Source organism: Bacteroides clarus (genome assembly GCF_015555825.1).
In the GTDB taxonomy this organism is placed as follows: domain Bacteria; phylum Bacteroidota; class Bacteroidia; order Bacteroidales; family Bacteroidaceae; genus Bacteroides; species Bacteroides clarus.
On sequence record NZ_JADNLF010000001.1, the window covers coordinates 561,601 to 583,005 of the forward strand.

Here is a 21,405-nt window from a genome sequence, read left to right on the forward strand (position 1 = left end):
TTGCAAGAGGTTCTCTTTTTTCTTTTATCACATGGAGGCAAGAAGCTTTTGGATGGATATGGAGAAGATGGAGAGTTTACTTGCAATGCTTCAGCATATACTCCATTGGCGGCACATAGTCTCCGATGGCGGTTATGCTCTTGTTGTGTCCGAAGTAAACGTTCCCTGTTTCACCGTTACGGTGTTTCGCCACCATGATTACACCCAGTCCATCGGACGGATAGCCGCTCTCTCTGCATCTCTATACTGTAAAACACCACATGCCGTCCGGCGCTTGCAGCGGCTTTTGCCAGATGCAGGGCTATGGCAGTCTTGCCCACCGAGGGACGGGTGGCGATGATGTTCTGGTCGCACGCTTGCCAACCGGACGTCAGGCGGTCTAATCCGGCCAGTCCGGTGGGTATGCCCGTTACGCCGTTCTTGCTGTTTCCGATGCTCTGCTCCGCTTCGGCTATGGTCTCTTCCATAAGCTGCTGCATAGGGCGCAACTGTTGCGTCCAGCTACATTCGTTTTCGATACGGTCTGTCAGCAGGTGCGGGGCATTCAGTATATCTTCGATGTCGTAGGTAGGGGCCTCGGATCGGGAAGTCAGGCTGTTGATACCTACAATCAGTTCACGCCTCAGGTAGCGGTCTTTGATATGCTCGGCGTGCAGTTCGATGTGTGCCGAACTCGTCACTTTCGATGATAGACGGACGATGTCGTATGCACCGCTCGCTTCATCCAACTTACCTTGCTTTTGTAAAGCCTCTTTCACTGTCAGTATGTCTATCGGTTCGTTGTTGCGGTGCATGTTTTCAAGCACCGCATACAACGTTTGTGCCTTTTCGTGATAGAACATCTCCGGGCGCAGCGTCTGTGCCACCAGCGGGAAAGCTTTTTTCTCTATTATCAGCGCTCCAAGCACAGCCTCTTCTATTTCCGTTATTTGAAAATTCGTAGTATCCACTCTGTTTTGTTTTTTTATGTTTTTCCCCTGCTATCTCATATTTCACCCATTATGCTTTGCCTTTCCTCTCGCTTTTGTCAGTACCCGTCTTTCTCGTCCAGAAAACATTTGTCAGCCAGATAACTTGCCGCCTGTTTGTAATAGCGTATGTTGGTCAGCCCTTCGTAGTAGTAGGGTATCTGCTCTATCGCCATGTTGCGTTCTTCGTAGGAGAGGCGTAGCCATTCTCGGCGGGCGCGCCCTATGCTCCGCTTGGGCAAGAGGGTGAGGTCGTGATATGCCTGCCAGAAGCGGTCGAACTGTTCGTCCCGGCAGTCGCTTGCGGCAGGAAATCCACTACATAGATGTGGGCAAGGCTGTGGTCTATGCTGTACTTTATCAGTTGCAGTTTTTGCAAATTCAGGAAGAATCGGCGAACGCGGGTTTTGCTCCAGCGGAAAAGGCGTGCCCAGTGTCGAGGCTCTTAATGGAGTCGCCGCGCGGGTAGGTTATCGTCCGGTCATAGAGCGTCATGCTGCCTTCGCGATAGTTGACGTTGGCGATAAGGATGCAGTAGGCTTCCGTCTCGCTGGCGGGAGAGAAGTGGTGAAAAGGATGGGGGAGTGAACGAGCAAGTGTGCAAGGCTCTGGTTCTGGATACATCCGTATACCCGGGCAACCGTCGGCAACGTTCGCCGGTCGGCCTTACTTCCTCTTTGCAGTATCTTTGTTTTCCCAAGCCGGCGGAACCGGTAGCCGGCGAAGTGAACATAAAGATAGTATTCATTTAAAATCAAAAAGGAAACAAAAGTATGGCTATTGTATTTAAAAAGACATTGTGTAAGAATGTGACGGATAAGTCGGTGGTGGCAAAGTATCATCCGCAGTTGCTTACTTTAGGGCAGAGCGTAGGCATCGACCGCATGGCTTATCAGATGAAAGAGAACAGTTCGCTTTCCAAAGGAGATATCCTCAGTGTGATTGCCAATTTTGTGGAGTGTATGCGTACGAATCTGTATAACGGACATTCGGTAAACATCCGCGACTTTGGAGTGTTCAGCCTCTCGGCGCGTACCGAAGGTGCGGAAGCGGAAAAGGATTGTACGGCGAAGAAGATTCGGACGGTACGTATCAAATTCCGCCCCTCTATCGGTGTACGTCCCGACCCCGCTTCCACACGTGCGGAAGATGCCATGGAATTTGTAGACTTACAGACTTATCTGGACTCCCAGAAGGGTAACGGCGGGAATGGCGGCGGTAATGACGGGGAAGAAGAGAATCCGTTGGGATGAACCGTATCTGTGTGGTATGAACGAAAATAATGGAATGAAAGATGAAAGCGATTATTGAAAAGGTGTTGGAATGTCTGATGGCATACCTTCCGTTCCTGTCCAAACGAGGCAAGAAGAAAATGGAGAAAATGAAAAAGTTCAGCGAATTGGTCAGAGAACAGTATGCGTTCCTGGTCGGGCAGTTGGAGAAAGTGCTGCAGGATTATTTCGGGCTGAGTACGCGGGTCAAAGAAATGCATACCGAAATATTCTCGTTGAAAACGAAGCTGGTAAAAGAACTGCCCCGCCGGTGCATGCGTGAGAGTTGTGATAAAAGGCGACCGGAAAATAGCGTAACGGCAGTATAGAGGTTTCGCCCTTGCAGGTTGACAGGCTTGCAGGGGCGGACTTTTTTATTCTTTCCGGTAGGCGGCTGCTTTTGCATCGAAGTATTTTGTATGTTCTGAACGAAAGAAGTATATTTGCCTCTTAATTATAATGTATGGATAATATGGAAAATCAAGAGAATAATAACGGACAGTTGCAGATAGAACTGAAAGAAGAGGTGGCGCAAGGCACTTATGCCAATCTTGCCATCATCACTCACTCCAGCTCGGAGTTTATCATGGATTTTATACGGGTGATGCCGGGGATGCCCAAGGCCGGAGTGCAGTCGCGCATTGTGCTGGCGCCCGAGCACGCCAAACGTCTGCTGCGCGCGCTTGAAGAAAATATAGGTAAATACGAACGCACTTTCGGTTCTATCCGTATGCCGGACGAGCAACCTCTTCCGCCGCTGCCCAACATTAAGGGGGAAGCATAAAATCAAAAAAAAACTTGTAGTGCATTGATTATTCAAAACTTATTAGTATCTTTGCAGCCCAAAAGTGTATAGTTTTGAATTAATATAAACAATAATATATAACTAAAAACAATTAAAATGCCTACAATTCAGCAATTAGTAAGAAAAGGACGCGAGGTTTTGGTAGAGAAAAGTAAGTCTCCCGCCTTGGATTCTTGTCCTCAAAGACGTGGCGTTTGCGTGAGAGTGTACACTACCACTCCGAAGAAACCGAATTCAGCTATGCGTAAAGTAGCTCGTGTGCGTTTGACCAACGGTAAAGAGGTGAACTCTTACATTCCGGGAGAAGGTCACAACTTGCAGGAACACTCAATCGTATTGGTACGCGGCGGTCGTGTAAAAGACCTTCCGGGTGTACGTTATCACATCGTTCGTGGTACTTTGGATACCGCAGGCGTTGCCAACCGTACTCAAAGACGTTCCAAATACGGTGCTAAGCGTCCGAAACCGGGACAGGCCGCTCCCGCTAAGAAGAAATAATCAAGCGGCCGAAACTGATAAACAGTAAAATTAAAAGTAATAACTTACGTTTTAGTTTGTTGGAAATGCTAAAGGTTGAGTAAACACTCCGGTGGGAGAGTTGAAGAAGACAGAAGTAAACAACCAAGAACGAAAAACATTATTCTTTCAGACAAATGAGAAAAGCAAAACCTAAAAAACGTATCATCCTTCCGGATCCCGTTTTTAATGATGTGAAAGTTTCCAAGTTCGTTAACCACTTGATGTACGACGGAAAGAAGAATACCTCTTATGAAATCTTCTACGCCGCTTTGGAAACAGTGAAGAACAAAATGCAGAATGAAGAGAAATCAGCTCTTGAAATCTGGAAAAAAGCTTTGGATAACGTAACTCCTCAAGTGGAAGTGAAGTCTCGCCGTGTAGGTGGCGCTACTTTTCAAGTTCCTACTGAAATTCGTCCCGACCGCAAGGAGTCAATCTCAATGAAGAACCTGATTATCTTTGCACGCAAGCGTGGCGGTAAGTCTATGGCTGACAAACTGGCTGCTGAAATCATGGATGCTTTCAACGAACAAGGCGGTGCTTTCAAACGTAAAGAAGATATGCACAGAATGGCTGAAGCTAACCGTGCATTTGCTCATTTCAGATTCTAATACTATAAGAAACTAACCAATCGAAGATTAAAAACTTAAAGTAAAAGGAATTAGAAAATGGCAAAGAATGATTTACATTTGACACGTAATATCGGTATCATGGCCCACATCGATGCCGGAAAGACAACAACCTCTGAACGTATTTTGTTTTATACGGGTTTGACCCACAAAATCGGTGAGGTACACGATGGTGCCGCTACAATGGACTGGATGGAGCAAGAGCAGGAACGTGGTATCACTATCACTTCCGCCGCTACTACCACTCGTTGGAAATATGCCGGTGATACTTATAAAATCAACTTGATTGATACCCCGGGACACGTTGACTTTACCGCTGAGGTAGAGCGTTCTTTGCGTATTCTTGACGGCGCTGTTGCTGCTTATTGTGCAGTAGGTGGTGTTGAACCGCAATCCGAAACCGTTTGGCGTCAGGCTGATAAATATAACGTGCCGCGTATCGCATACGTTAATAAAATGGACCGTTCGGGTGCCGATTTCTTCGAAGTTGTTCGCCAGATGAAGGACGTTTTGGGTGCTAATCCTTGTCCTATCGTTGTGCCTATCGGTGCTGAAGAGTCTTTCAAAGGTCTGGTAGACCTTATCAAGATGAAAGCTATCTACTGGCATGATGAAACGATGGGTGCTGACTATACGGTAGAGGAAATCCCGGCCAACTTGATAGACGAAGCTAACGAATGGAGAGATAAAATGCTCGAAAAAGTAGCTGAGTTTGACGATGCTTTGATGGAGAAATATTTCGATGATCCTTCTACTATCACAGAAGAAGAAGTGTTGAGAGCTCTCCGTAACGCTACGGTACAAATGGCTGTTGTTCCTATGTTGTGCGGTTCTTCATTCAAAAACAAGGGTGTACAGACTTTGCTTGACTACGTTTGCGCATTCTTGCCTTCTCCGCTGGATACAGAAAATGTTGTCGGTACAAATCCCGAAACCGGTGCTGAAGAAGACCGTAAGCCGAGTGAAGACGAAAAGACTTCTGCCTTGGCGTTCAAGATTGCGACCGACCCGTATGTAGGCCGTTTGACTTTCTTCCGCGTTTACTCAGGTAAGATTGAAGCCGGTTCTTATATTTATAACTCTCGCTCTGGCAAGAAGGAACGTGTTTCCCGTCTGTTCCAGATGCACTCAAATAAGCAGAATCCTGTTGAAGTGATTGGTGCCGGTGATATTGGTGCAGGTGTAGGCTTTAAGGATATTCATACCGGTGATACGCTGTGCGACGAAACTGCGCCGATCGTATTGGAGTCTATGGACTTCCCCGAACCGGTAATCGGTATCGCAGTCGAACCTAAGACTCAGAAGGATATGGATAAGCTGTCTAACGGTTTGGCTAAATTGGCCGAAGAAGACCCGACGTTTACAGTCAAGACTGATGAGCAGACAGGCCAGACGGTTATCTCCGGTATGGGTGAGCTCCACTTGGATATCATCATCGACCGTCTGAAACGTGAGTTCAAGGTTGAATGTAATCAGGGTAAACCTCAGGTTAACTATAAGGAAGCTATCACGAAGACTGTTAACTTGCGCGAAGTTTACAAGAAGCAGTCGGGTGGTCGCGGTAAGTTTGCGGATATCATCGTGAATATCGGCCCTGTTGATGAGGACTTTACTCAAGGCGGTTTGCAGTTTGTTGACGAAGTGAAGGGCGGTAATATTCCTAAGGAATTCATCCCGTCTGTACAGAAGGGTTTCACAACTGCAATGAAGAACGGTGTGTTGGCCGGCTATCCGCTGGATTCACTGAAAGTGACTTTGGTCGACGGTTCTTTCCACCCGGTTGACTCTGACCAGTTGTCATTTGAAATCTGTGCTATTCAGGCATATAAGAACGCTTGTGCTAAGGCCGGTCCGGTATTGATGGAGCCTATCATGAAGCTGGAAGTTGTTACTCCGGAAGAAAACATGGGTGATGTTATCGGTGACTTGAATAAGCGTCGCGGTCAGGTAGAAGGTATGGAATCAAGTCGTTCGGGTGCCCGTATCGTGAAGGCGATGGTCCCGCTGGCAGAAATGTTCGGTTACGTGACTGCGTTGCGTACTATCACTTCTGGTCGTGCAACTTCTTCAATGGTATATTCTCACCATGCTCAGGTTTCTAACTCTATTGCCAAGGCAGTATTGGAAGAAGTAAAAGGTCGTACAGACTTAATCTAAAAAAATAACTAAAGTCCGTAGGTTAGCGAATGACTCTTAACCTACGGAACTTTATCTTATATAATAACACTATTAATAATTAAGACAGTAATGAGTCAAAAAATTAGAATCAAACTGAAATCTTACGACCACAACTTGGTTGACAAGTCAGCTGAGAAGATTGTAAGAACGGTGAAGACGACGGGCGCCATCGTTAGCGGTCCGATTCCTCTTCCTACGCATAAGCGTATCTTTACCGTAAACCGTTCGACTTTCGTTAACAAGAAGTCGCGTGAACAATTCGAACTCTCTTCTTACAAGAGATTGATCGACATCTATAGCTCAACAGCTAAGACAGTAGATGCTCTGATGAAGTTGGAGTTACCGAGTGGTGTGGAAGTAGAAATCAAAGTGTAAGTATTAAAAATTTAGTGAAATGCCAGGATTATTAGGAAAAAAAATCGGAATGACATCCGTTTTCAGTGCCGAGGGTAAGAATGTACCATGCACTGTTATCGAAGCAGGTCCTTGTGTTGTTACTCAGGTGAAGACTGTAGAAAAGGATGGCTATCAAGCTGTTCAGTTGGGTTTCCAGGACAAAAAGGAAAAGCACACTACAAAGCCTCTTATGGGCCACTTCAAGAGAGCCGGAGTAACTCCCAAGAAACACTTGGCTGAGTTCAAAGAATTTGAGACAGAATTGAATCTGGGTGATACTGTTACCGTAGAATTGTTCGAAGGCGTTGACTTCGTTGACGTTGTAGGTACTTCTAAAGGTAAAGGTTTCCAGGGTGTTGTGAAACGTCATGGTTTCGGTGGTGTAGGTCAGACTACTCACGGTCAGCACAATCGCGCTCGTAAGCCGGGTTCTATCGGTGCTTGTTCTTACCCTGCAAAAGTGTTCAAAGGAATGCGCATGGGCGGACAGCTTGGTGGAGATAGAGTGACTGTTCAAAATCTGCAGGTATTAAAAGTAATCGCGGAGCATAATCTCCTTTTGATTAAGGGTTCTGTTCCTGGTTGCAAAGGTTCAATCGTAATAATTGAGAAATAATGGAAGTTAACGTATATAACATTAAAGGTGAAGACACTGGGAGAAAGATTACGTTAAACGAGTCTATCTTCGGAATTGAGCCCAATGATCACGCTATCTACTTGGACGTTAAACAGTTTATGGCTAACCAGCGTCAGGGTACACACAAGTCAAAAGAAAGAAGTGAAATCAGCGGTTCCACTCGTAAAATCGGTCGCCAGAAAGGTGGCGGTGGTGCACGTCGTGGTGACATGAACTCACCGGTACTCGTTGGTGGTGGACGCGTATTCGGTCCGAAACCGAGAGATTATTACTTCAAACTGAATAAGAAAGTAAAGGCTCTGGCACGTAAGTCAGCTTTGTCATATAAAGCTCAGAACAATGCTATCGTTGTAGTAGAAGACTTCAATTTTGAAGCTCCTAAGACAAAAGATTTTGTTGTTATGACAAAAAAACTTAAAGTTTCTGACAAAAAGCTGCTTGTAGTTTTACCGGAAGCAAATAAAAACGTATATTTGTCGGCTCGTAACGTGAAGGGCGCCAATGTGCAGACTATCTCAGGGTTAAATACTTACAGAGTATTGGACGCTGGTGTTGTTGTGTTTGCTGAAAGTGCACTTTCTGCTATCGACAATATCTTAATGTAAAAAGGAGGCTTAAATAATGGGAATTATTATTAAACCGTTAGTGACAGAAAAAATGACTGCAATTACAGATAAGGCGAACAATCGTTTCGGCTTTATCGTGCGTCCTGAAGCTAATAAACTGGAAATTAAGAACGAAGTTGAAGCCCTTTACAACGTTACCGTGGTTGATGTGAACACCATTCGCTATGCCGGCAAAAACAAGAGCCGTTATACGCGTGCAGGTATCATCAACGGACGTACGAATGCTTATAAGAAAGCTATTGTTACGTTGAAAGAAGGAGATACTATTGATTTTTATAGCAATATTTAAAAGAAATGGCAGTACGTAAATTTAAGCCCACAACACCGGGGCAAAGACATAAAATTATTGGTACTTTCGAAGAGATTACTGCACGAGTACCAGAAAAGTCTCTTGTATTTGGTAAGAAATCTACCGGTGGTCGTAACAATACCGGTAAAATGACCATGCGCTACATCGGTGGCGGTAGTAAGAAGATTATCCGTATCGTAGACTTCAAGAGAAATAAGGACGGTGTACCTGCAGTGGTTAAAACAATTGAATACGATCCGAATCGTTCGGCTCGTATCGCTTTGTTGTTTTATGCAGATGGTGAAAAAAGATATATTATTGCTCCCAATGGATTGCAAGTTGGTGCGACTTTGATGTCAGGTGAAACTGCTGCTCCGGAAATCGGTAATGCTCTTCCGCTTCAGAATATTCCGGTCGGTACCGTAATTCACAACATCGAATTACGTCCGGGTCAAGGCGCTGCTTTGGTTCGCTCGGCCGGTAACTTCGCTCAGTTGACTTCAAGAGAAGGTAAATACTGCGTTATCAAGTTGCCTTCTGGTGAGGTTCGTCAGATCCTCAGTACATGTAAGGCTACTATCGGTAGCGTTGGTAACTCAGATCATGGATTGGAAAGTTCAGGTAAAGCTGGACGTTCTCGTTGGTTAGGACGTCGTCCGCGTAACCGTGGTGTTGTTATGAACCCGGTTGATCACCCGATGGGTGGTGGTGAAGGACGTGCTTCAGGAGGACACCCGAGATCTCGCAAGGGATTGTACGCTAAGGGTCTTAAGACAAGAGCTCCGAAGAAACAATCGTCTAAGTATATTATTGAGAGAAGAAAGAAGTAATCTGATTAATTGAGTAAATTATGAGTCGTTCATTAAAAAAAGGTCCGTATATTAACGTTAAGCTTGAGAAAAAAGTGCTTGCCATGAATGAGTCGGGCAAGAAAGTGGTAGTTAAGACTTGGGCCAGAGCTTCAATGATTTCGCCTGATTTCGTAGGCCATACTGTTGCAGTTCACAATGGAAATAAATTTATTCCTGTTTATGTTACCGAAAATATGGTAGGACACAAGTTGGGCGAATTCGCTCCAACTCGTACATTCAGAGGACACGCTGGTAACAAGAAAAAATAAAACAGGATTTATCTGAAATAATAAAGTAATAATATAATGGGAGCAAGAAAAAAAATATCGGCTGAAAAAAGAAAAGAAGCCCTTAAGACCATGTATTTTGCGAAATTGCAAAATGTTCCTACTTCCCCCCGTAAAATGCGTCTCGTGGCTGACATGATTCGTGGAATGGAAGTGAACAGAGCACTCGGCGTTTTGAAGTTCTCTTCAAAAGAGGCTGCAGCCAGAGTGGAAAAGTTGCTGCGCTCTGCAATTGCTAACTGGGAGCAGAAAAACGAACGTAAAGCTGAAAGCGGCGAGCTGTTCGTAACCAAGATTTTTGTTGATGGTGGCGCTACACTCAAAAGAATGAGACCGGCTCCGCAGGGTAGAGGTTACAGAATCCGCAAACGTTCAAACCACGTAACGTTGTTCGTTGGTTCTAAAAGTAATAACGAAGATCAAAATTAAGGTAAATGGGACAAAAAGTTAATCCAATAAGCAACCGTTTAGGAATTATCAGAGGATGGGATTCCAATTGGTATGGTGGAAAGAATTACGGCGACTCTTTGCTGGAAGATAGCAAGATTCGTAAATATTTGAACGCTCGTCTTGCTAAAGCAAGCGTTTCAAGAATTGTAATCGAACGTACACTGAAACTCGTGACTATTACCGTTTGTACAGCACGTCCGGGTATTATTATCGGTAAAGGTGGCCAAGAAGTTGATAAGCTGAAAGAAGAATTGAAGAAGGTCACTGATAAAGATATCCAGATCAATATCTTCGAAGTGAAAAGACCTGAGCTGGACGCTGTTATCGTGGCTAACAACATCGCTCGCCAGGTAGAAGGTAAAATCGCCTATCGCCGCGCTATCAAAATGGCTATCGCCAATACTATGCGTATGGGTGCGGAAGGTATCAAAATTCAGATTTCAGGACGTTTGAATGGTGCAGAAATGGCCCGTTCTGAAATGTATAAGGAAGGAAGGACTCCGTTGCACACTTTCAGAGCAGACATCGACTATTGTCATGCAGAAGCATTGACTAAGGTAGGTCTTCTCGGTATTAAAGTTTGGATTTGTAGAGGTGAAGTTTATGGTAAGAAGGAATTGGCTCCGAACTTTACGCAAAGCAAAGAAAGTGGTCGTGGAAGCAATAGCGGAAACAATGGCGGAAAGAACTTCAAAAGAAAGAAAAATAATCGCTAACGAATTTGATTTTTAGGAATTATGTTACAACCGAAAAAGACAAAATTCAGAAGACAACAAAAAGGCCGTCAAAAAGGTAATGCCCAAAGAGGAAACCAGTTGGCTTTCGGTTCTTTTGGTATTAAGGCCTTGGAGACGAAATGGATTACAGGCCGTCAGATTGAAGCTGCGCGTATTGCAGTGACAAGATATATGCAACGTCAAGGACAGATTTGGATTCGTATTTTCCCGGATAAACCTATTACAAGAAAGCCTGCTGACGTACGTATGGGTAAAGGTAAAGGTAGCCCCGAGGGATTCGTTGCTCCTGTTACACCGGGTAGAATTATTATCGAAGCTGAAGGAGTATCTTATGAAATCGCAAAAGAAGCTTTGCGCCTAGCTGCACAGAAGCTTCCTATCACAACCAAGTTTGTGGTTAGACGTGATTATGATATCCAAAATCAAAATGCGTAAGAAGTATGAAAATTGCAGAAATTAAAGAAATGACTACCAATGATTTGGTAGAAAGAGTAGAAGCAGAAGTGGCTAACTATAGCCAAATGGTTTTAAATCATTCTATTTCTCCTTTGGATAATCCTGCTCAGATCAAACAATTACGCAGGACTATTGCGCGTATGAAAACTGAATTACGCCAGAGAGAACTTAACAATAAATGATGAGCTTGATGGAAGCAAGAAATTTAAGAAAAGAAAGAACAGGGGTTGTGCTGAGCGATAAGATGGATAAGACTATCACCGTTGCAGCTAAGTTTAAGGAAAAACACCCCATATATGGTAAGTTCGTTAGTAAGACGAAGAAGTACCATGCTCATGATGAAAAGAATGAGTGCAATATCGGCGATACTGTACGCATCATGGAAACTCGTCCTTTGAGCAAGACTAAGAGATGGAGATTGGTTGAAATAATTGAAAGAGCTAAGTAATTATGATACAAGTAGAATCCAGACTTACAGTATGTGATAATAGTGGAGCAAAAGAGGCTCTCTGTATTCGCGTTTTGGGCGGTACAGGTCGTCGCTATGCTTCAGTAGGGGACGTGATTGTTGTTTCTGTAAAGAGCGTTATCCCTTCAAGTGATATTAAAAAAGGTGCAGTGTCTAAAGCTTTGATCGTACGTACTAAGAAAGAAATCCGTCGTGCTGATGGTTCTTATATACGTTTTGATGATAATGCTTGCGTGTTGCTGAACAATGCAGGTGAAATTAGAGGTAGTCGTATTTTCGGTCCGGTAGCTCGTGAACTTCGTGCTACTAACATGAAAGTTGTGTCACTCGCTCCTGAAGTACTTTAATTTTGTAAAAGATTTAAGTAATGAGTAAATTACATATTAAAAAAGGCGATACAGTTTACGTAAATTCTGGCGAAGACAAAGGTAAGACTGGTCGTGTATTGAAGGTTCTTGTTGATAAAAAACGTGCAATCGTTGAGGGTATCAACATGGTGTCTAAGAGCACAAAACCGAATGCAAAGAACCCGCAAGGTGGTATCGTGAAGCAAGAAGCTTCTATCCACATTTCAAACTTGAATCCGGTTGATCCAAAAACTGGTAAAGCAACGCGTGTTGGTAGAAAATTAAGTGCTGACGGCACTTTAGTGCGTTATTCTAAAAAATCAGGAGAGGAGATTAAGTAATGAGTAATACTGCTAGCCTTAAGAAAGAATATGCAGAGCGTATTGCGCCTGCATTGAAATCACAGTTCCAGTATTCTTCTTCAATGCAGGTACCCGTACTTAAGAAGATTGTTATCAATCAGGGTTTAGGTATGGCCGTTGCTGATAAGAAGATTATCGAAGTGGCAATTAATGAAATGACTGCGATCACTGGCCAGAAAGCCGTTGCAACCATTTCTCGTAAAGATATCGCTAACTTTAAGTTGCGTAAGAAAATGCCGATTGGCGTTATGGTAACTTTGCGTCGCGAGAGAATGTACGAATTCCTTGAAAAATTGGTTCGTGTAGCTCTGCCGCGTATCCGTGACTTCAAGGGTATTGAAAGTAAGTTCGATGGAAAGGGTAACTATACCCTTGGTATTCAGGAGCAAATCATTTTCCCTGAAATTAATATCGATAGTATTACCAGAATTCTCGGAATGAATATTACCTTTGTAACCTCTGCGCAAACAGATGAAGAAGGTTATGCCTTGTTGAAAGAATTCGGTTTACCGTTTAAGAACGCTAAAAAAGATTGATAATATGGCAAAGGAATCAATGAAAGCACGCGAAGTAAAGCGTGCCAAATTAGTAGCCAAATATGCCGAGAAAAGAGCTGCATTGAAGCAAATCGTTAGAACAGGTGATCCTGCTGAAGCTTTTGAAGCTGCACAGAAATTGCAGGACCTGCCTAAGAATTCTAACCCTATTCGTATGCACAACCGTTGTAAATTGACTGGTCGTCCTAAAGGATATATCCGTCAATTCGGTATCTCCAGAATTCAGTTCCGTGAGATGGCATCCAATGGTCTTATCCCAGGTGTAAAGAAAGCAAGCTGGTAATTTTTGTTTTTTAAATATTGTCAGGGTAGTCCTGATTAATTTAATTTATTTTTATATGACTGATCCAATAGCAGATTATTTGACGAGGTTGCGGAACGCTATTCAAGCAAAGCACAGAGTTGTTGAAGTTCCCGCTTCAAATTTGAAAAAAGAAATCACTAAGATTCTTTTTGAAAAAGGCTACATCCTTAATTACAAGTTTGTAGAAGATGGTCCTCAAGGTACTATTAAAGTTGCCTTGAAGTATGATCCGGTTAACAAAGTTAACGCTATCAAGAAACTGGAAAGAATTTCTTCTCCGGGTTTGCGTCAATATACCGGTTACAAAGATATGCCGCGAGTTATTAATGGTTTGGGTATTGCTATAATATCTACTTCCAAAGGTGTAATGACCAACAAAGAAGCCGCTGAACTGAAGATTGGTGGTGAAGTTTTGTGTTATGTATATTAATAGGAGGAATTAGCAATGTCAAGAATAGGAAAATTACCCATTAGTATCCCCGCTGGAGTAACAGTTACTCTGAAGGATAATGTGGTTGCCGTAAAGGGACCCAAAGGCGAAATGAGCCAATATGTAGATCCTGCTATCAATGTTGCCATCGAAGAAGGCCATGTCGTTTTGACAGAGAATGAAAATGCAATGCTGGATAATCCGAAGCAGAAGCATGCATTCCATGGCTTGTACCGTTCATTGGTTCACAACATGGTTGTTGGTGTATCTGAAGGATATAAGAAAGAGTTGGAGCTTGTCGGTGTAGGTTATCGTGCTTCTAACCAAGGCAATATTATTGAATTGAACTTAGGTTACACGCACAGTATCTTTATTCAGTTGCCTGCTGAGATCAAAGTAGAAACAAAATCTGAAAGAAATAAGAATCCTCTTATCATTTTGGAATCTTGCGACAAACAATTGCTTGGTCAAGTTTGCTCTAAAATACGTTCTTTCCGTAAGCCTGAACCGTATAAAGGTAAAGGTATTAAGTTTGTTGGCGAAGAAATTCGTAGAAAGTCTGGTAAATCAGCCGGTGCTAAATAATCATTTAAATTGATAGTATTATGACAACAAAAATAGAAAGACGTATTAAGATTAAATATAGAGTACGCAATAAGATTTCAGGTACAACTGAATGTCCGCGTATGAGTGTGTTTAGAAGCAATAAGCAAATCTATGTTCAGATTATCGACGATTTGTCCGGTAAGACGTTGGCTGCGGCTTCTTCTTTGGGTATGACTGAAAAAATGCCAAAGAAAGAACAAGCTGCCAAAGTAGGTGAACTGATTGCAAAGAAAGCTCAGGAAGCAGGTATAACTACTGTTGTTTTCGACCGTAATGGTTACTTGTATCATGGGAGAGTAAAAGAAGTGGCTGATGCTGCTCGTAACGGTGGACTTAAATTTTAATCATTATGGCAGGACTTAATAATAGAGTTAAGATTACAAACGATATAGAACTGAAAGACAGATTGGTTGCTATTAATCGTGTAACCAAAGTAACCAAGGGTGGTAGAACTTTTAGTTTCTCTGCTATTGTGGTAGTAGGAAATGAAGAAGGTATCATCGGTTGGGGCCTTGGTAAAGCTGGCGAAGTAACTGCCGCTATTGCTAAGGGTGTTGAATCTGCAAAGAAGAACCTGACTAAAGTGCCTGTACTGAAAGGTACGGTTCCTCACGAACAGTCTGCTAAGTTTGGTGGTGCTGAGGTATTCATTAAGCCGGCTTCTCACGGTACTGGTGTTGTGGCAGGCGGTGCGATGCGTGCAGTGCTTGAGAGTGTTGGGGTAACGGACGTTTTGGCTAAATCCAAAGGCTCTTCCAACCCGCACAACTTAGTGAAAGCTACTATTTTGGCATTAAGCGAAATGCGTGATGCCCGTATGGTTGCTCAGAACAGAGGAGTTAGTATGGAAAAAGTATTTAGAGGATAAGGAGGAAGAATATGTCGACTATAAAGATTAAACAAGTTAAAAGTAGAATTGGTGCTCCTGCTGATCAGAAGAGAACTCTCGACGCACTGGGACTTCATAAGTTGAATCGTGTGGTTGAACACGAATGCACTCCTTCAATTCTTGGAATGGTGGATAAGGTTAAACACTTGGTTACCATTGTTAAGTAATTATTTGTTGAATATAAAACGAATTACAATATGAACTTAAGTAATTTAAAACCTGCAGAGGGATCTACTAAAACAAGAAAGAGAATCGGACGTGGTCCGGGTTCTGGTTTGGGAGGTACTTCTACCAGAGGTCATAAAGGAGCTAAATCAAGATCTGGATACTCTAAGAAAATCGGTTTTGAAGGTGGTCAGATGCCTCTTCAACGTCGTGTTCCTAAGTTTGGCTTTAAAAATATCAACCGTGTAGAGTATAAAGCTATCAATTTGGATACAATTCAAAAACTGGCCGAAGCTAAAAAATTGCAGACTGTAGGTATCAATGACTTCATCGCTGCTGGTTTCATTTCTGCAAGCCAGTTGGTAAAAGTATTAGGTAACGGAACTTTGACTGCTAAGTTGGATGTACAAGCACATGCATTCTCTAAGACTGCTGTTGCTGCCATCGAAGCTGCTGGTGGACAAGTAGTAAAACTCTAATTCGATGAGAAAAGCTATTGAAACATTAAAGAATATATGGAAAATTGAGGATCTGAGACAACGGATCCTCATTACCATATTGTTTGTGGCAATTTACCGTTTTGGTTCGTATGTTGTATTGCCGGGTATTAATCCGTCAATGTTGACACAATTGCATCAACAAACAAGCGAGGGTCTTTTAGCCTTGTTAAACATGTTTTCTGGAGGAGCATTCTCTAATGCATCTATCTTTGCATTAGGTATCATGCCTTATATCTCCGCTTCCATTGTGATTCAGTTGCTGGGTATTGCGGTACCGTATTTCCAGAAATTGCAACGCGAAGGTGAGAGTGGTAGAAGAAAAATGAATCAGTATACTCGTTATCTGACGATTATCATTCTGTTGGTTCAGGCTCCTTCTTATTTGCTCAATCTTAAAATGCAGGCTGGTCCTTCCTTAAATGCTTCATTAGATTGGACTCTGTTTATGCTTACTTCTACCATTATATTGGCGGCTGGAAGTATGTTTATTTTGTGGCTTGGTGAGAGAATTACAGACAAAGGAATTGGTAATGGTATTTCTTTGATTATCATGGTAGGTATCATTGCACGTTTACCGCAGTCTTTATTTCAGGAATTGATTTCCCGTATGACTGATAAGACCGGTGGTTTGGTGATGTTCTTGATTGAGCTTGTAGTCTTATTGCTTGTTATTGCGTTTGCCATTCTATTGGTGCAAGGTACAAGAAAGATTCCTGTTCAATATGCAAAGAAAATTGTTGGTAATAAACAATATGGCGGTGCAAGACAGTACATTCCTTTGAAAGTAAATGCAGCTAACGTGATGCCTATCATTTTTGCTCAGGCAATCATGTTCATTCCTATTACTCTCGTTGGATTTTCGAATGTAAATAATGCGAGCGGTTTCATACATGCATTAACTGATCATACAAGCTTTTGGTATAATTTGATTTTTGCGGTATTGATTATACTGTTTACGTATTTCTATACTGCAATTACCATTAACCCGACTCAGATGGCTGAGGATATGAAGAGGAATAACGGTTTCATTCCGGGTATCAAACCGGGAAAGCAAACGGCAGAGTACATTGACGTGATTATGTCACGTATCACTTTGCCGGGTTCTTTCTTCTTGGCTTTGGTTGCTATTATGCCTGCATTTGCCGGTATATTCGGTGTGAAAGCAGAGTTTGCTCAATTCTTCGGCGGTACATCTTTGTTAATTCTTGTAGGTGTGGTTCTTGATACTCTCCAGCAGGTTGAAAGTCATTTGTTGATGAGACACTATGACGGTTTGCTGAAGTCAGGACGTATTAAAGGCCGTAGCGGTACAGTGGCTGCGTATTAATCTTATTTGAAGAATGATATTTCTTAAAACTGAAGATGAAATAGAGCTGCTCCGTAAGAGTAATTTGCTTGTGGGGAAAACGTTGGCTGAGATAGCTAAGGTTATAAAGCCCGGAGTTACTACGAAAGAGTTGGATAAAGTAGCGGAAGAGTTCATTAGAGATAATGGTGCTGTTCCTACTTTCAAAGGTTTTCCCAATCAATACGGTGATCCGTTTCCGGCTTCAATTTGTACTTCTGTAAATGAACAGGTAGTACATGGTATTCCAAGTGATGATGTGGTACTTAAAGAAGGTGATATTGTTTCTGTTGATTGCGGTACGTACATGAACGGCTTTTGTGGTGACTCGGCTTATACGTTTTGTGTAGGTGAGGTTGATGAAGAAGTTCGCAAATTACTGAAAGTTACTAAGGAAGCGCTATATATAGGGATACAGAATGCTGTTCAGGGCAAGCGGTTGGGTGATATAGGATATGCTATACAACAACATTGTGAGTCTAATTCTTATGGTGTAGTGCGTGAGTTTGTCGGTCATGGCATTGGCAAGGAGATGCATGAAGATCCTCAGGTTCCTAATTACGGTAAGCGTGGTTACGGGACGATGTTGAAAAAAGGTTTGTGTATCGCAATCGAGCCGATGATTACTTTAGGTAATCGGCAAATAGTAATGGAACGCGACGGCTGGACGGTTAGAACCAAAGACTGTAAATACGCAGCTCATTTTGAGCATACCATAGCAGTTGGAAGTGGTGAAGCTGATATATTGTCATCGTTCAAATTCATTGAAGAAGTATTAGGAGATAAAGCAATTTAAGAAGTTAATATGGCAAAGCAATCTGCAATAGAACAAGATGGAGTTATAGTTGAAGCATTGTCTAATGCAATGTTTCGTGTTGAATTAGAAAACGGACATGAGATTACTGCGCATATTTCCGGTAAGATGCGGATGCACTACATCAAGATCCTGCCGGGTGATAAAGTAAGAGTCGAAATGTCTCCTTACGATTTATCGAAAGGAAGAATTGTATTTAGATATAAATAAAATTAAGATATGAAAGTAAGAGCATCCTTAAAGAAACGTACGCCAGAGTGTAAGATCGTTAGACGTAATGGCCGTTTGTATGTTATTAACAAGAAAAATCCTAAGTATAAACAACGTCAAGGATAATATTATTATTTTTGCAAAAAAAATAATTTAGTATATGGCTATAAGAATAGTTGGTGTCGATTTGCCTCAAAACAAGAGAGGTGAAGTTGCGTTGACCTATGTATATGGAATAGGTCGTAGTAGTTCAGCAAAGATTTTGGACAAAGCAGGTGTAGACAAAGACCTGAAAGTAAAAGACTGGACGGATGATCAGGCTGCCAAGATTCGTGAGATCATTGGTGCAGAGTATAAAGTAGAAGGTGATCTTCGCTCTGAAGTTCAATTGAACATCAAGCGTTTAATGGATATCGGTTGCTACCGTGGTGTACGTCACCGTATCGGTCTCCCTGTTAGAGGCCAGAGTACAAAGAATAACGCTCGTACTCGTAAGGGTAGAAAGAAAACCGTTGCTAATAAGAAAAAAGCTACTAAATAATAATTGTTGATATGGCAAAAAAAACAGTTGCAGCAAAAAAGAGAAATGTAAAGGTAGATGCTAATGGACAGTTGCATGTTCATTCATCTTTCAACAACATTATTGTTTCTCTGGCTAATAGTGAAGGTCAGATTATTTCTTGGTCTTCTGCCGGAAAGATGGGATTTAGAGGTTCTAAGAAGAACACTCCTTATGCAGCACAAATGGCTGCTCAAGACTGTGCTAAGATAGCATACGATCTTGGCTTGAGAAAGGTAAAAGCATATGTGAAGGGTCCAGGTAACGGACGTGAGTCTGCTATTAGAACTATCCACGGTGCAGGTATCGAAGTTACCGAAATCATTGACGTAACTCCGCTTCCACATAATGGTTGTCGTCCTCCGAAAAGACGTAGAGTTTAAGATTTACCTTTAATAAAAATGAAACTTGATATTGTTATTGGATTGTAAATTCTTCTCTACAATCGCGGCTGCAACAAATTAAGTTCATGAATAACAATTAAATATTTAAAAAGAAATGGCTAGATATACTGGACCAAAATCAAGAATAGCCCGTAAATTCGGTGAAGGTATCTTTGGAGCAGATAAAGTATTGTCAAAGAAGAACTATCCTCCCGGACAGCACGGTAATTCAAGAAAGAGAAAAACTTCTGAATATGGTGTTCAACTTCGTGAGAAACAGAAAGCCAAATACACCTATGGAGTTTTGGAAAAACAATTCCGCAACCTGTTTGAGAAGGCAGCTACCGCTAAAGGTATTACCGGTGAGGTACTTCTTCAATTATTGGAAGGTCGTCTCGACAATGTAGTATTCCGTTTGGGTATTGCTCCGACTCGTGCAGCTGCTCGTCAGTTGGTTAGTCACAAGCATATTACTGTAGATGGTGAAGTGGTAAACGTTCCTTCATATGCAGTAAAACCGGGTCAGGTTATTGGCGTTCGTGAAAGATCTAAATCTTTGGAAGTTATCGCTAACTCATTGGCTGGCTTTAATCACAGCAAGTATCCTTGGTTGGAATGGGATGACAACGCTAAAGTAGGTAAGTTATTGCACATACCTGAAAGAGCGGACATTCCTGAAAACATTAAAGAGCATTTGATTGTAGAATTGTATTCTAAATAATAATTAATTTCATGGCGATATTAGCATTTCAAAAACCTGATAAAGTATTAATGTTGGAAGCGGACTCTAAATTCGGAAAGTTCGAATTTCGTCCGTTGGAGCCCGGTTTCGGTATTACCGTGGGTAATGCACTGCGCCGCATCCTGCTTTCCTCATTGGAGGGTTTTGCCATCACTACTATCAAAATAGAAGGTGTTGAGCATGAATTCTCCAGTGTTCCGGGAGTTAAAGAGGATGTTACTAACATTATCTTGAATCTGAAACAAGTGAGATTCAAGCAAGTAGTTGAAGAATTCGAGAGCGAGAAGGTAAGTATTACAATCGAGAATTCAAGTGAATTTAAAGCAGGTGACATAGGTAAGTATTTGACTGGATTTGAAGTGTTAAATCCTGAATTAGTTATTTGTCATTTAGATTCAAAATCAACTATGCAGATAGATATTACGATCAACAAAGGTCGTGGTTATGTTCCTGCTGACGAAAACCGCGAATATTGCACCGACGTGAACGTAATTCCTATCGATTCTATTTATACTCCGATACGTAATGTTAAGTATCAGGTAGAAAACTTCCGCGTTGAGCAGAAGACTGACTACGAGAAGCTGGTGCTTGAGATTACTACGGATGGTTCCATTCACCCGAAAGAAGCTCTGAAAGAAGCTGCGAAAATTCTGATTTATCACTTCATGCTCTTCTCTGATGAGAAGATTACGCTGGAAAGCAACGATGTTGACGGCAATGAAGAGTTTGATGAAGAAGTATTGCACATGCGTCAGTTGCTGAAGACCAAGCTTGTTGATATGGATCTCTCGGTTCGTGCTCTCAACTGTTTGAAGGCCGCCGATGTAGAGACTTTGGGCGACTTGGTACAATTCAACAAGACCGATTTGCTGAAGTTCAGAAATTTCGGAAAGAAATCGCTTACCGAGCTTGATGATTTGCTGGAAAGTCTGAATCTGTCGTTTGGAACTGATATTTCTAAATATAAATTAGATAAAGAATAAAAAATGAGACATAATAAAAAATTCAACCATTTGGGTCGTACTGCCTCTCATAGAAACGCTATGTTGGCTAATATGGCGTGTTCTTTGATTAAGCACAAAAGAATCACTACGACCGTTGCAAAGGCTAAAGCTTTGAAGAAATTCGTTGAGCCTTTGATTACAAAAGCTAAGGACGATACGACAAATTCTCGTCGTGTAGTATTTAGCAATTTGCAAGACAAGTATGCTGTAACTGAGTTATTCAAAGAAATCTCTGTGAAGATTGCTGATCGTCCGGGTGGTTACACTCGTATCATCAAAACCGGTAACCGTTTGGGTGATAACGCAGAAATGTGCTTCATTGAACTCGTTGACTACAACGAAAACATGGCTAAGGAAAAGGTTGCTAAGAAAGCTACCCGTACCCGTCGTTCAAAGAAGGCTGCTGCTGAAGCTGCTCCCGCTGCAGAAACTGCACCGGTTGCCGAAGCTCCTGCTGCTGAAGAAGCGAAAGCAGAATAATTCAACTATTCTTTTTATATATAGAAAGCCGTCCCAGCGATTGGGGCGGCTTTTTTGTTTATACTTTTATTTACATGAACAAACATTAAAAGATGTGTGTATAAAGCTAATCAATGAAATAAACTGTTATATTTGCAGAT

40 protein-coding genes are annotated in these 21,405 nt (G+C 42.1%); 37 read left to right on the plus strand and 3 right to left on the minus strand.

Annotated elements, in window-relative coordinates:
• Window positions 1-176: 176 nt before the first annotated feature.
• The 3 genes from I2F54_RS02310 to I2F54_RS02320 form a co-directional block, all read right to left on the minus strand.
• On the minus strand, window positions 177-950 hold the full coding sequence (locus tag I2F54_RS02310; RefSeq protein WP_410518259.1) for a replicative DNA helicase: 774 nt from the start codon (window positions 948-950) through the stop codon (window positions 177-179).
• 77 nt (window positions 951-1,027) lie between these two features.
• Window positions 1,028-1,210, minus strand: a complete 183-nt coding sequence (locus I2F54_RS02315) for a hypothetical protein (RefSeq protein ID WP_195500428.1) — start codon at window positions 1,208-1,210, stop codon at window positions 1,028-1,030.
• Window positions 1,192-1,347, minus strand: coding sequence for a hypothetical protein (locus tag I2F54_RS02320; protein ID WP_195500429.1), 156 nt, complete (start codon window positions 1,345-1,347; stop codon window positions 1,192-1,194). The genes I2F54_RS02315 and I2F54_RS02320 overlap by 19 nt, the downstream gene beginning before the upstream one ends.
• A 205-nt stretch (window positions 1,348-1,552) precedes the next feature.
• Here I2F54_RS02320 and I2F54_RS02325 point away from each other — a divergent pair, with 205 nt between their 5' ends.
• From I2F54_RS02325 to rplQ, 37 genes are all read left to right on the plus strand, one after another.
• On the plus strand, window positions 1,553-1,720 hold the full coding sequence (locus I2F54_RS02325; RefSeq protein WP_195500430.1) for a hypothetical protein: 168 nt from the start codon (window positions 1,553-1,555) through the stop codon (window positions 1,718-1,720).
• Window positions 1,721-1,741: 21 nt separating this feature from the next.
• Window positions 1,742-2,221 (plus strand): HU family DNA-binding protein, encoded by a 480-nt coding sequence (locus I2F54_RS02330; RefSeq protein ID WP_195500431.1) that lies wholly within the window; start codon window positions 1,742-1,744, stop codon window positions 2,219-2,221.
• 41 nt (window positions 2,222-2,262) lie between these two features.
• On the plus strand, window positions 2,263-2,568 hold the full coding sequence (locus I2F54_RS02335; protein WP_195500432.1) for a hypothetical protein: 306 nt from the start codon (window positions 2,263-2,265) through the stop codon (window positions 2,566-2,568).
• A gap of 143 nt (window positions 2,569-2,711) precedes the next feature.
• On the plus strand, window positions 2,712-3,023 hold the full coding sequence (locus tag I2F54_RS02340) for a DUF3467 domain-containing protein (RefSeq protein WP_195500433.1): 312 nt from the start codon (window positions 2,712-2,714) through the stop codon (window positions 3,021-3,023).
• A 117-nt stretch (window positions 3,024-3,140) separates the two neighbouring features.
• The gene (gene rpsL, locus I2F54_RS02345; RefSeq protein WP_004291249.1) at window positions 3,141-3,542 is read left to right on the plus strand and encodes a 30S ribosomal protein S12; all 402 of its coding nucleotides are present in this window, start codon (window positions 3,141-3,143) and stop codon (window positions 3,540-3,542) included.
• 155 nt (window positions 3,543-3,697) lie between these two features.
• Complete coding sequence (gene rpsG, locus I2F54_RS02350) at window positions 3,698-4,174, plus strand: 30S ribosomal protein S7 (protein ID WP_005656559.1); 477 nt, start codon at window positions 3,698-3,700, stop codon at window positions 4,172-4,174.
• Window positions 4,175-4,231: 57 nt separating this feature from the next.
• On the plus strand, window positions 4,232-6,349 hold the full coding sequence (fusA, locus tag I2F54_RS02355; protein ID WP_009122255.1) for an elongation factor G: 2,118 nt from the start codon (window positions 4,232-4,234) through the stop codon (window positions 6,347-6,349).
• Window positions 6,350-6,439: 90 nt separating this feature from the next.
• Window positions 6,440-6,745, plus strand: coding sequence for a 30S ribosomal protein S10 (gene rpsJ / locus I2F54_RS02360; protein ID WP_004291244.1), 306 nt, complete (start codon window positions 6,440-6,442; stop codon window positions 6,743-6,745).
• A 19-nt stretch (window positions 6,746-6,764) separates the two neighbouring features.
• Complete coding sequence (gene rplC / locus I2F54_RS02365; RefSeq protein WP_195500434.1) at window positions 6,765-7,382, plus strand: 50S ribosomal protein L3; 618 nt, start codon at window positions 6,765-6,767, stop codon at window positions 7,380-7,382.
• Entirely contained in the window at window positions 7,382-8,008 is a 627-nt protein-coding gene (gene rplD / locus I2F54_RS02370) for a 50S ribosomal protein L4 (RefSeq protein ID WP_087412065.1), read from the plus strand. Before rplC ends, rplD begins: the two co-directional genes overlap by 1 nt.
• Window positions 8,009-8,024: 16 nt before the next feature.
• Window positions 8,025-8,318 carry a 50S ribosomal protein L23 gene (gene rplW / locus I2F54_RS02375; protein WP_087412064.1) on the plus strand — a complete coding sequence of 98 codons (294 nt, stop codon included), beginning with the start codon at window positions 8,025-8,027 and terminating at the stop codon, window positions 8,316-8,318.
• A 5-nt stretch (window positions 8,319-8,323) separates the two neighbouring features.
• Window positions 8,324-9,148, plus strand: a complete 825-nt coding sequence (gene rplB, locus I2F54_RS02380; protein ID WP_009122259.1) for a 50S ribosomal protein L2 — start codon at window positions 8,324-8,326, stop codon at window positions 9,146-9,148.
• 20 nt (window positions 9,149-9,168) lie between these two features.
• On the plus strand, window positions 9,169-9,438 hold the full coding sequence (gene rpsS / locus I2F54_RS02385; protein WP_002558070.1) for a 30S ribosomal protein S19: 270 nt from the start codon (window positions 9,169-9,171) through the stop codon (window positions 9,436-9,438).
• A gap of 36 nt (window positions 9,439-9,474) precedes the next feature.
• Window positions 9,475-9,885, plus strand: a complete 411-nt coding sequence (gene rplV / locus I2F54_RS02390) for a 50S ribosomal protein L22 (RefSeq protein ID WP_004291236.1) — start codon at window positions 9,475-9,477, stop codon at window positions 9,883-9,885.
• A 5-nt stretch (window positions 9,886-9,890) separates the two neighbouring features.
• A complete protein-coding gene (rpsC, locus tag I2F54_RS02395; protein WP_004291235.1) occupies window positions 9,891-10,622 on the plus strand; it encodes a 30S ribosomal protein S3 in 732 nt (243 codons plus the stop codon).
• Between the two features lie 21 nt (window positions 10,623-10,643).
• The gene (rplP, locus tag I2F54_RS02400) at window positions 10,644-11,078 is read left to right on the plus strand and encodes a 50S ribosomal protein L16 (protein ID WP_005656538.1); all 435 of its coding nucleotides are present in this window, start codon (window positions 10,644-10,646) and stop codon (window positions 11,076-11,078) included.
• A 5-nt stretch (window positions 11,079-11,083) separates the two neighbouring features.
• Complete coding sequence (rpmC, locus tag I2F54_RS02405) at window positions 11,084-11,281, plus strand: 50S ribosomal protein L29 (protein ID WP_005656537.1); 198 nt, start codon at window positions 11,084-11,086, stop codon at window positions 11,279-11,281.
• Window positions 11,278-11,547, plus strand: a complete 270-nt coding sequence (rpsQ, locus tag I2F54_RS02410; protein ID WP_005656533.1) for a 30S ribosomal protein S17 — start codon at window positions 11,278-11,280, stop codon at window positions 11,545-11,547. Before rpmC ends, rpsQ begins: the two co-directional genes overlap by 4 nt.
• A 2-nt stretch (window positions 11,548-11,549) precedes the next feature.
• The gene (gene rplN, locus I2F54_RS02415) at window positions 11,550-11,915 is read left to right on the plus strand and encodes a 50S ribosomal protein L14 (protein ID WP_005825700.1); all 366 of its coding nucleotides are present in this window, start codon (window positions 11,550-11,552) and stop codon (window positions 11,913-11,915) included.
• A 20-nt stretch (window positions 11,916-11,935) separates the two neighbouring features.
• The gene (rplX, locus tag I2F54_RS02420) at window positions 11,936-12,256 is read left to right on the plus strand and encodes a 50S ribosomal protein L24 (RefSeq protein ID WP_005656526.1); all 321 of its coding nucleotides are present in this window, start codon (window positions 11,936-11,938) and stop codon (window positions 12,254-12,256) included.
• Window positions 12,256-12,813, plus strand: a complete 558-nt coding sequence (gene rplE, locus I2F54_RS02425) for a 50S ribosomal protein L5 (protein WP_004294559.1) — start codon at window positions 12,256-12,258, stop codon at window positions 12,811-12,813. Before rplX ends, rplE begins: the two co-directional genes overlap by 1 nt.
• Window positions 12,814-12,817: 4 nt before the next feature.
• Window positions 12,818-13,117, plus strand: coding sequence for a 30S ribosomal protein S14 (rpsN, locus tag I2F54_RS02430; protein WP_005656523.1), 300 nt, complete (start codon window positions 12,818-12,820; stop codon window positions 13,115-13,117).
• 55 nt (window positions 13,118-13,172) lie between these two features.
• Entirely contained in the window at window positions 13,173-13,568 is a 396-nt protein-coding gene (rpsH, locus tag I2F54_RS02435) for a 30S ribosomal protein S8 (RefSeq protein ID WP_004291226.1), read from the plus strand.
• 15 nt (window positions 13,569-13,583) lie between these two features.
• Window positions 13,584-14,153 carry a 50S ribosomal protein L6 gene (gene rplF, locus I2F54_RS02440; protein WP_009122260.1) on the plus strand — a complete coding sequence of 190 codons (570 nt, stop codon included), beginning with the start codon at window positions 13,584-13,586 and terminating at the stop codon, window positions 14,151-14,153.
• A gap of 20 nt (window positions 14,154-14,173) precedes the next feature.
• Window positions 14,174-14,518, plus strand: coding sequence for a 50S ribosomal protein L18 (gene rplR, locus I2F54_RS02445; RefSeq protein ID WP_005656518.1), 345 nt, complete (start codon window positions 14,174-14,176; stop codon window positions 14,516-14,518).
• A gap of 5 nt (window positions 14,519-14,523) precedes the next feature.
• Entirely contained in the window at window positions 14,524-15,042 is a 519-nt protein-coding gene (gene rpsE, locus I2F54_RS02450) for a 30S ribosomal protein S5 (RefSeq protein ID WP_005656517.1), read from the plus strand.
• Window positions 15,043-15,053: 11 nt separating this feature from the next.
• The gene (gene rpmD / locus I2F54_RS02455; protein ID WP_004291222.1) at window positions 15,054-15,230 is read left to right on the plus strand and encodes a 50S ribosomal protein L30; all 177 of its coding nucleotides are present in this window, start codon (window positions 15,054-15,056) and stop codon (window positions 15,228-15,230) included.
• 30 nt (window positions 15,231-15,260) lie between these two features.
• Window positions 15,261-15,707 carry a 50S ribosomal protein L15 gene (rplO, locus tag I2F54_RS02460; protein WP_009122261.1) on the plus strand — a complete coding sequence of 149 codons (447 nt, stop codon included), beginning with the start codon at window positions 15,261-15,263 and terminating at the stop codon, window positions 15,705-15,707.
• 4 nt (window positions 15,708-15,711) lie between these two features.
• Window positions 15,712-17,055 carry a preprotein translocase subunit SecY gene (gene secY / locus I2F54_RS02465; protein WP_005656513.1) on the plus strand — a complete coding sequence of 448 codons (1,344 nt, stop codon included), beginning with the start codon at window positions 15,712-15,714 and terminating at the stop codon, window positions 17,053-17,055.
• 13 nt (window positions 17,056-17,068) lie between these two features.
• The gene (map, locus tag I2F54_RS02470; protein WP_195500435.1) at window positions 17,069-17,869 is read left to right on the plus strand and encodes a type I methionyl aminopeptidase; all 801 of its coding nucleotides are present in this window, start codon (window positions 17,069-17,071) and stop codon (window positions 17,867-17,869) included.
• A gap of 9 nt (window positions 17,870-17,878) precedes the next feature.
• Complete coding sequence (infA, locus tag I2F54_RS02475) at window positions 17,879-18,097, plus strand: translation initiation factor IF-1 (RefSeq protein ID WP_002558052.1); 219 nt, start codon at window positions 17,879-17,881, stop codon at window positions 18,095-18,097.
• Between the two features lie 9 nt (window positions 18,098-18,106).
• The gene (ykgO, locus tag I2F54_RS02480) at window positions 18,107-18,223 is read left to right on the plus strand and encodes a type B 50S ribosomal protein L36 (protein WP_002558051.1); all 117 of its coding nucleotides are present in this window, start codon (window positions 18,107-18,109) and stop codon (window positions 18,221-18,223) included.
• Between the two features lie 34 nt (window positions 18,224-18,257).
• Entirely contained in the window at window positions 18,258-18,638 is a 381-nt protein-coding gene (rpsM, locus tag I2F54_RS02485; RefSeq protein WP_009122263.1) for a 30S ribosomal protein S13, read from the plus strand.
• Window positions 18,639-18,649: 11 nt separating this feature from the next.
• The gene (gene rpsK / locus I2F54_RS02490) at window positions 18,650-19,039 is read left to right on the plus strand and encodes a 30S ribosomal protein S11 (protein ID WP_002558049.1); all 390 of its coding nucleotides are present in this window, start codon (window positions 18,650-18,652) and stop codon (window positions 19,037-19,039) included.
• 115 nt (window positions 19,040-19,154) lie between these two features.
• Window positions 19,155-19,760, plus strand: coding sequence for a 30S ribosomal protein S4 (gene rpsD, locus I2F54_RS02495; RefSeq protein ID WP_009122264.1), 606 nt, complete (start codon window positions 19,155-19,157; stop codon window positions 19,758-19,760).
• 11 nt (window positions 19,761-19,771) lie between these two features.
• Entirely contained in the window at window positions 19,772-20,764 is a 993-nt protein-coding gene (locus I2F54_RS02500) for a DNA-directed RNA polymerase subunit alpha (RefSeq protein WP_009122265.1), read from the plus strand.
• Window positions 20,765-20,767: 3 nt separating this feature from the next.
• On the plus strand, window positions 20,768-21,265 hold the full coding sequence (gene rplQ / locus I2F54_RS02505) for a 50S ribosomal protein L17 (RefSeq protein WP_009122266.1): 498 nt from the start codon (window positions 20,768-20,770) through the stop codon (window positions 21,263-21,265).
• Window positions 21,266-21,405 lie beyond the last annotated feature (140 nt).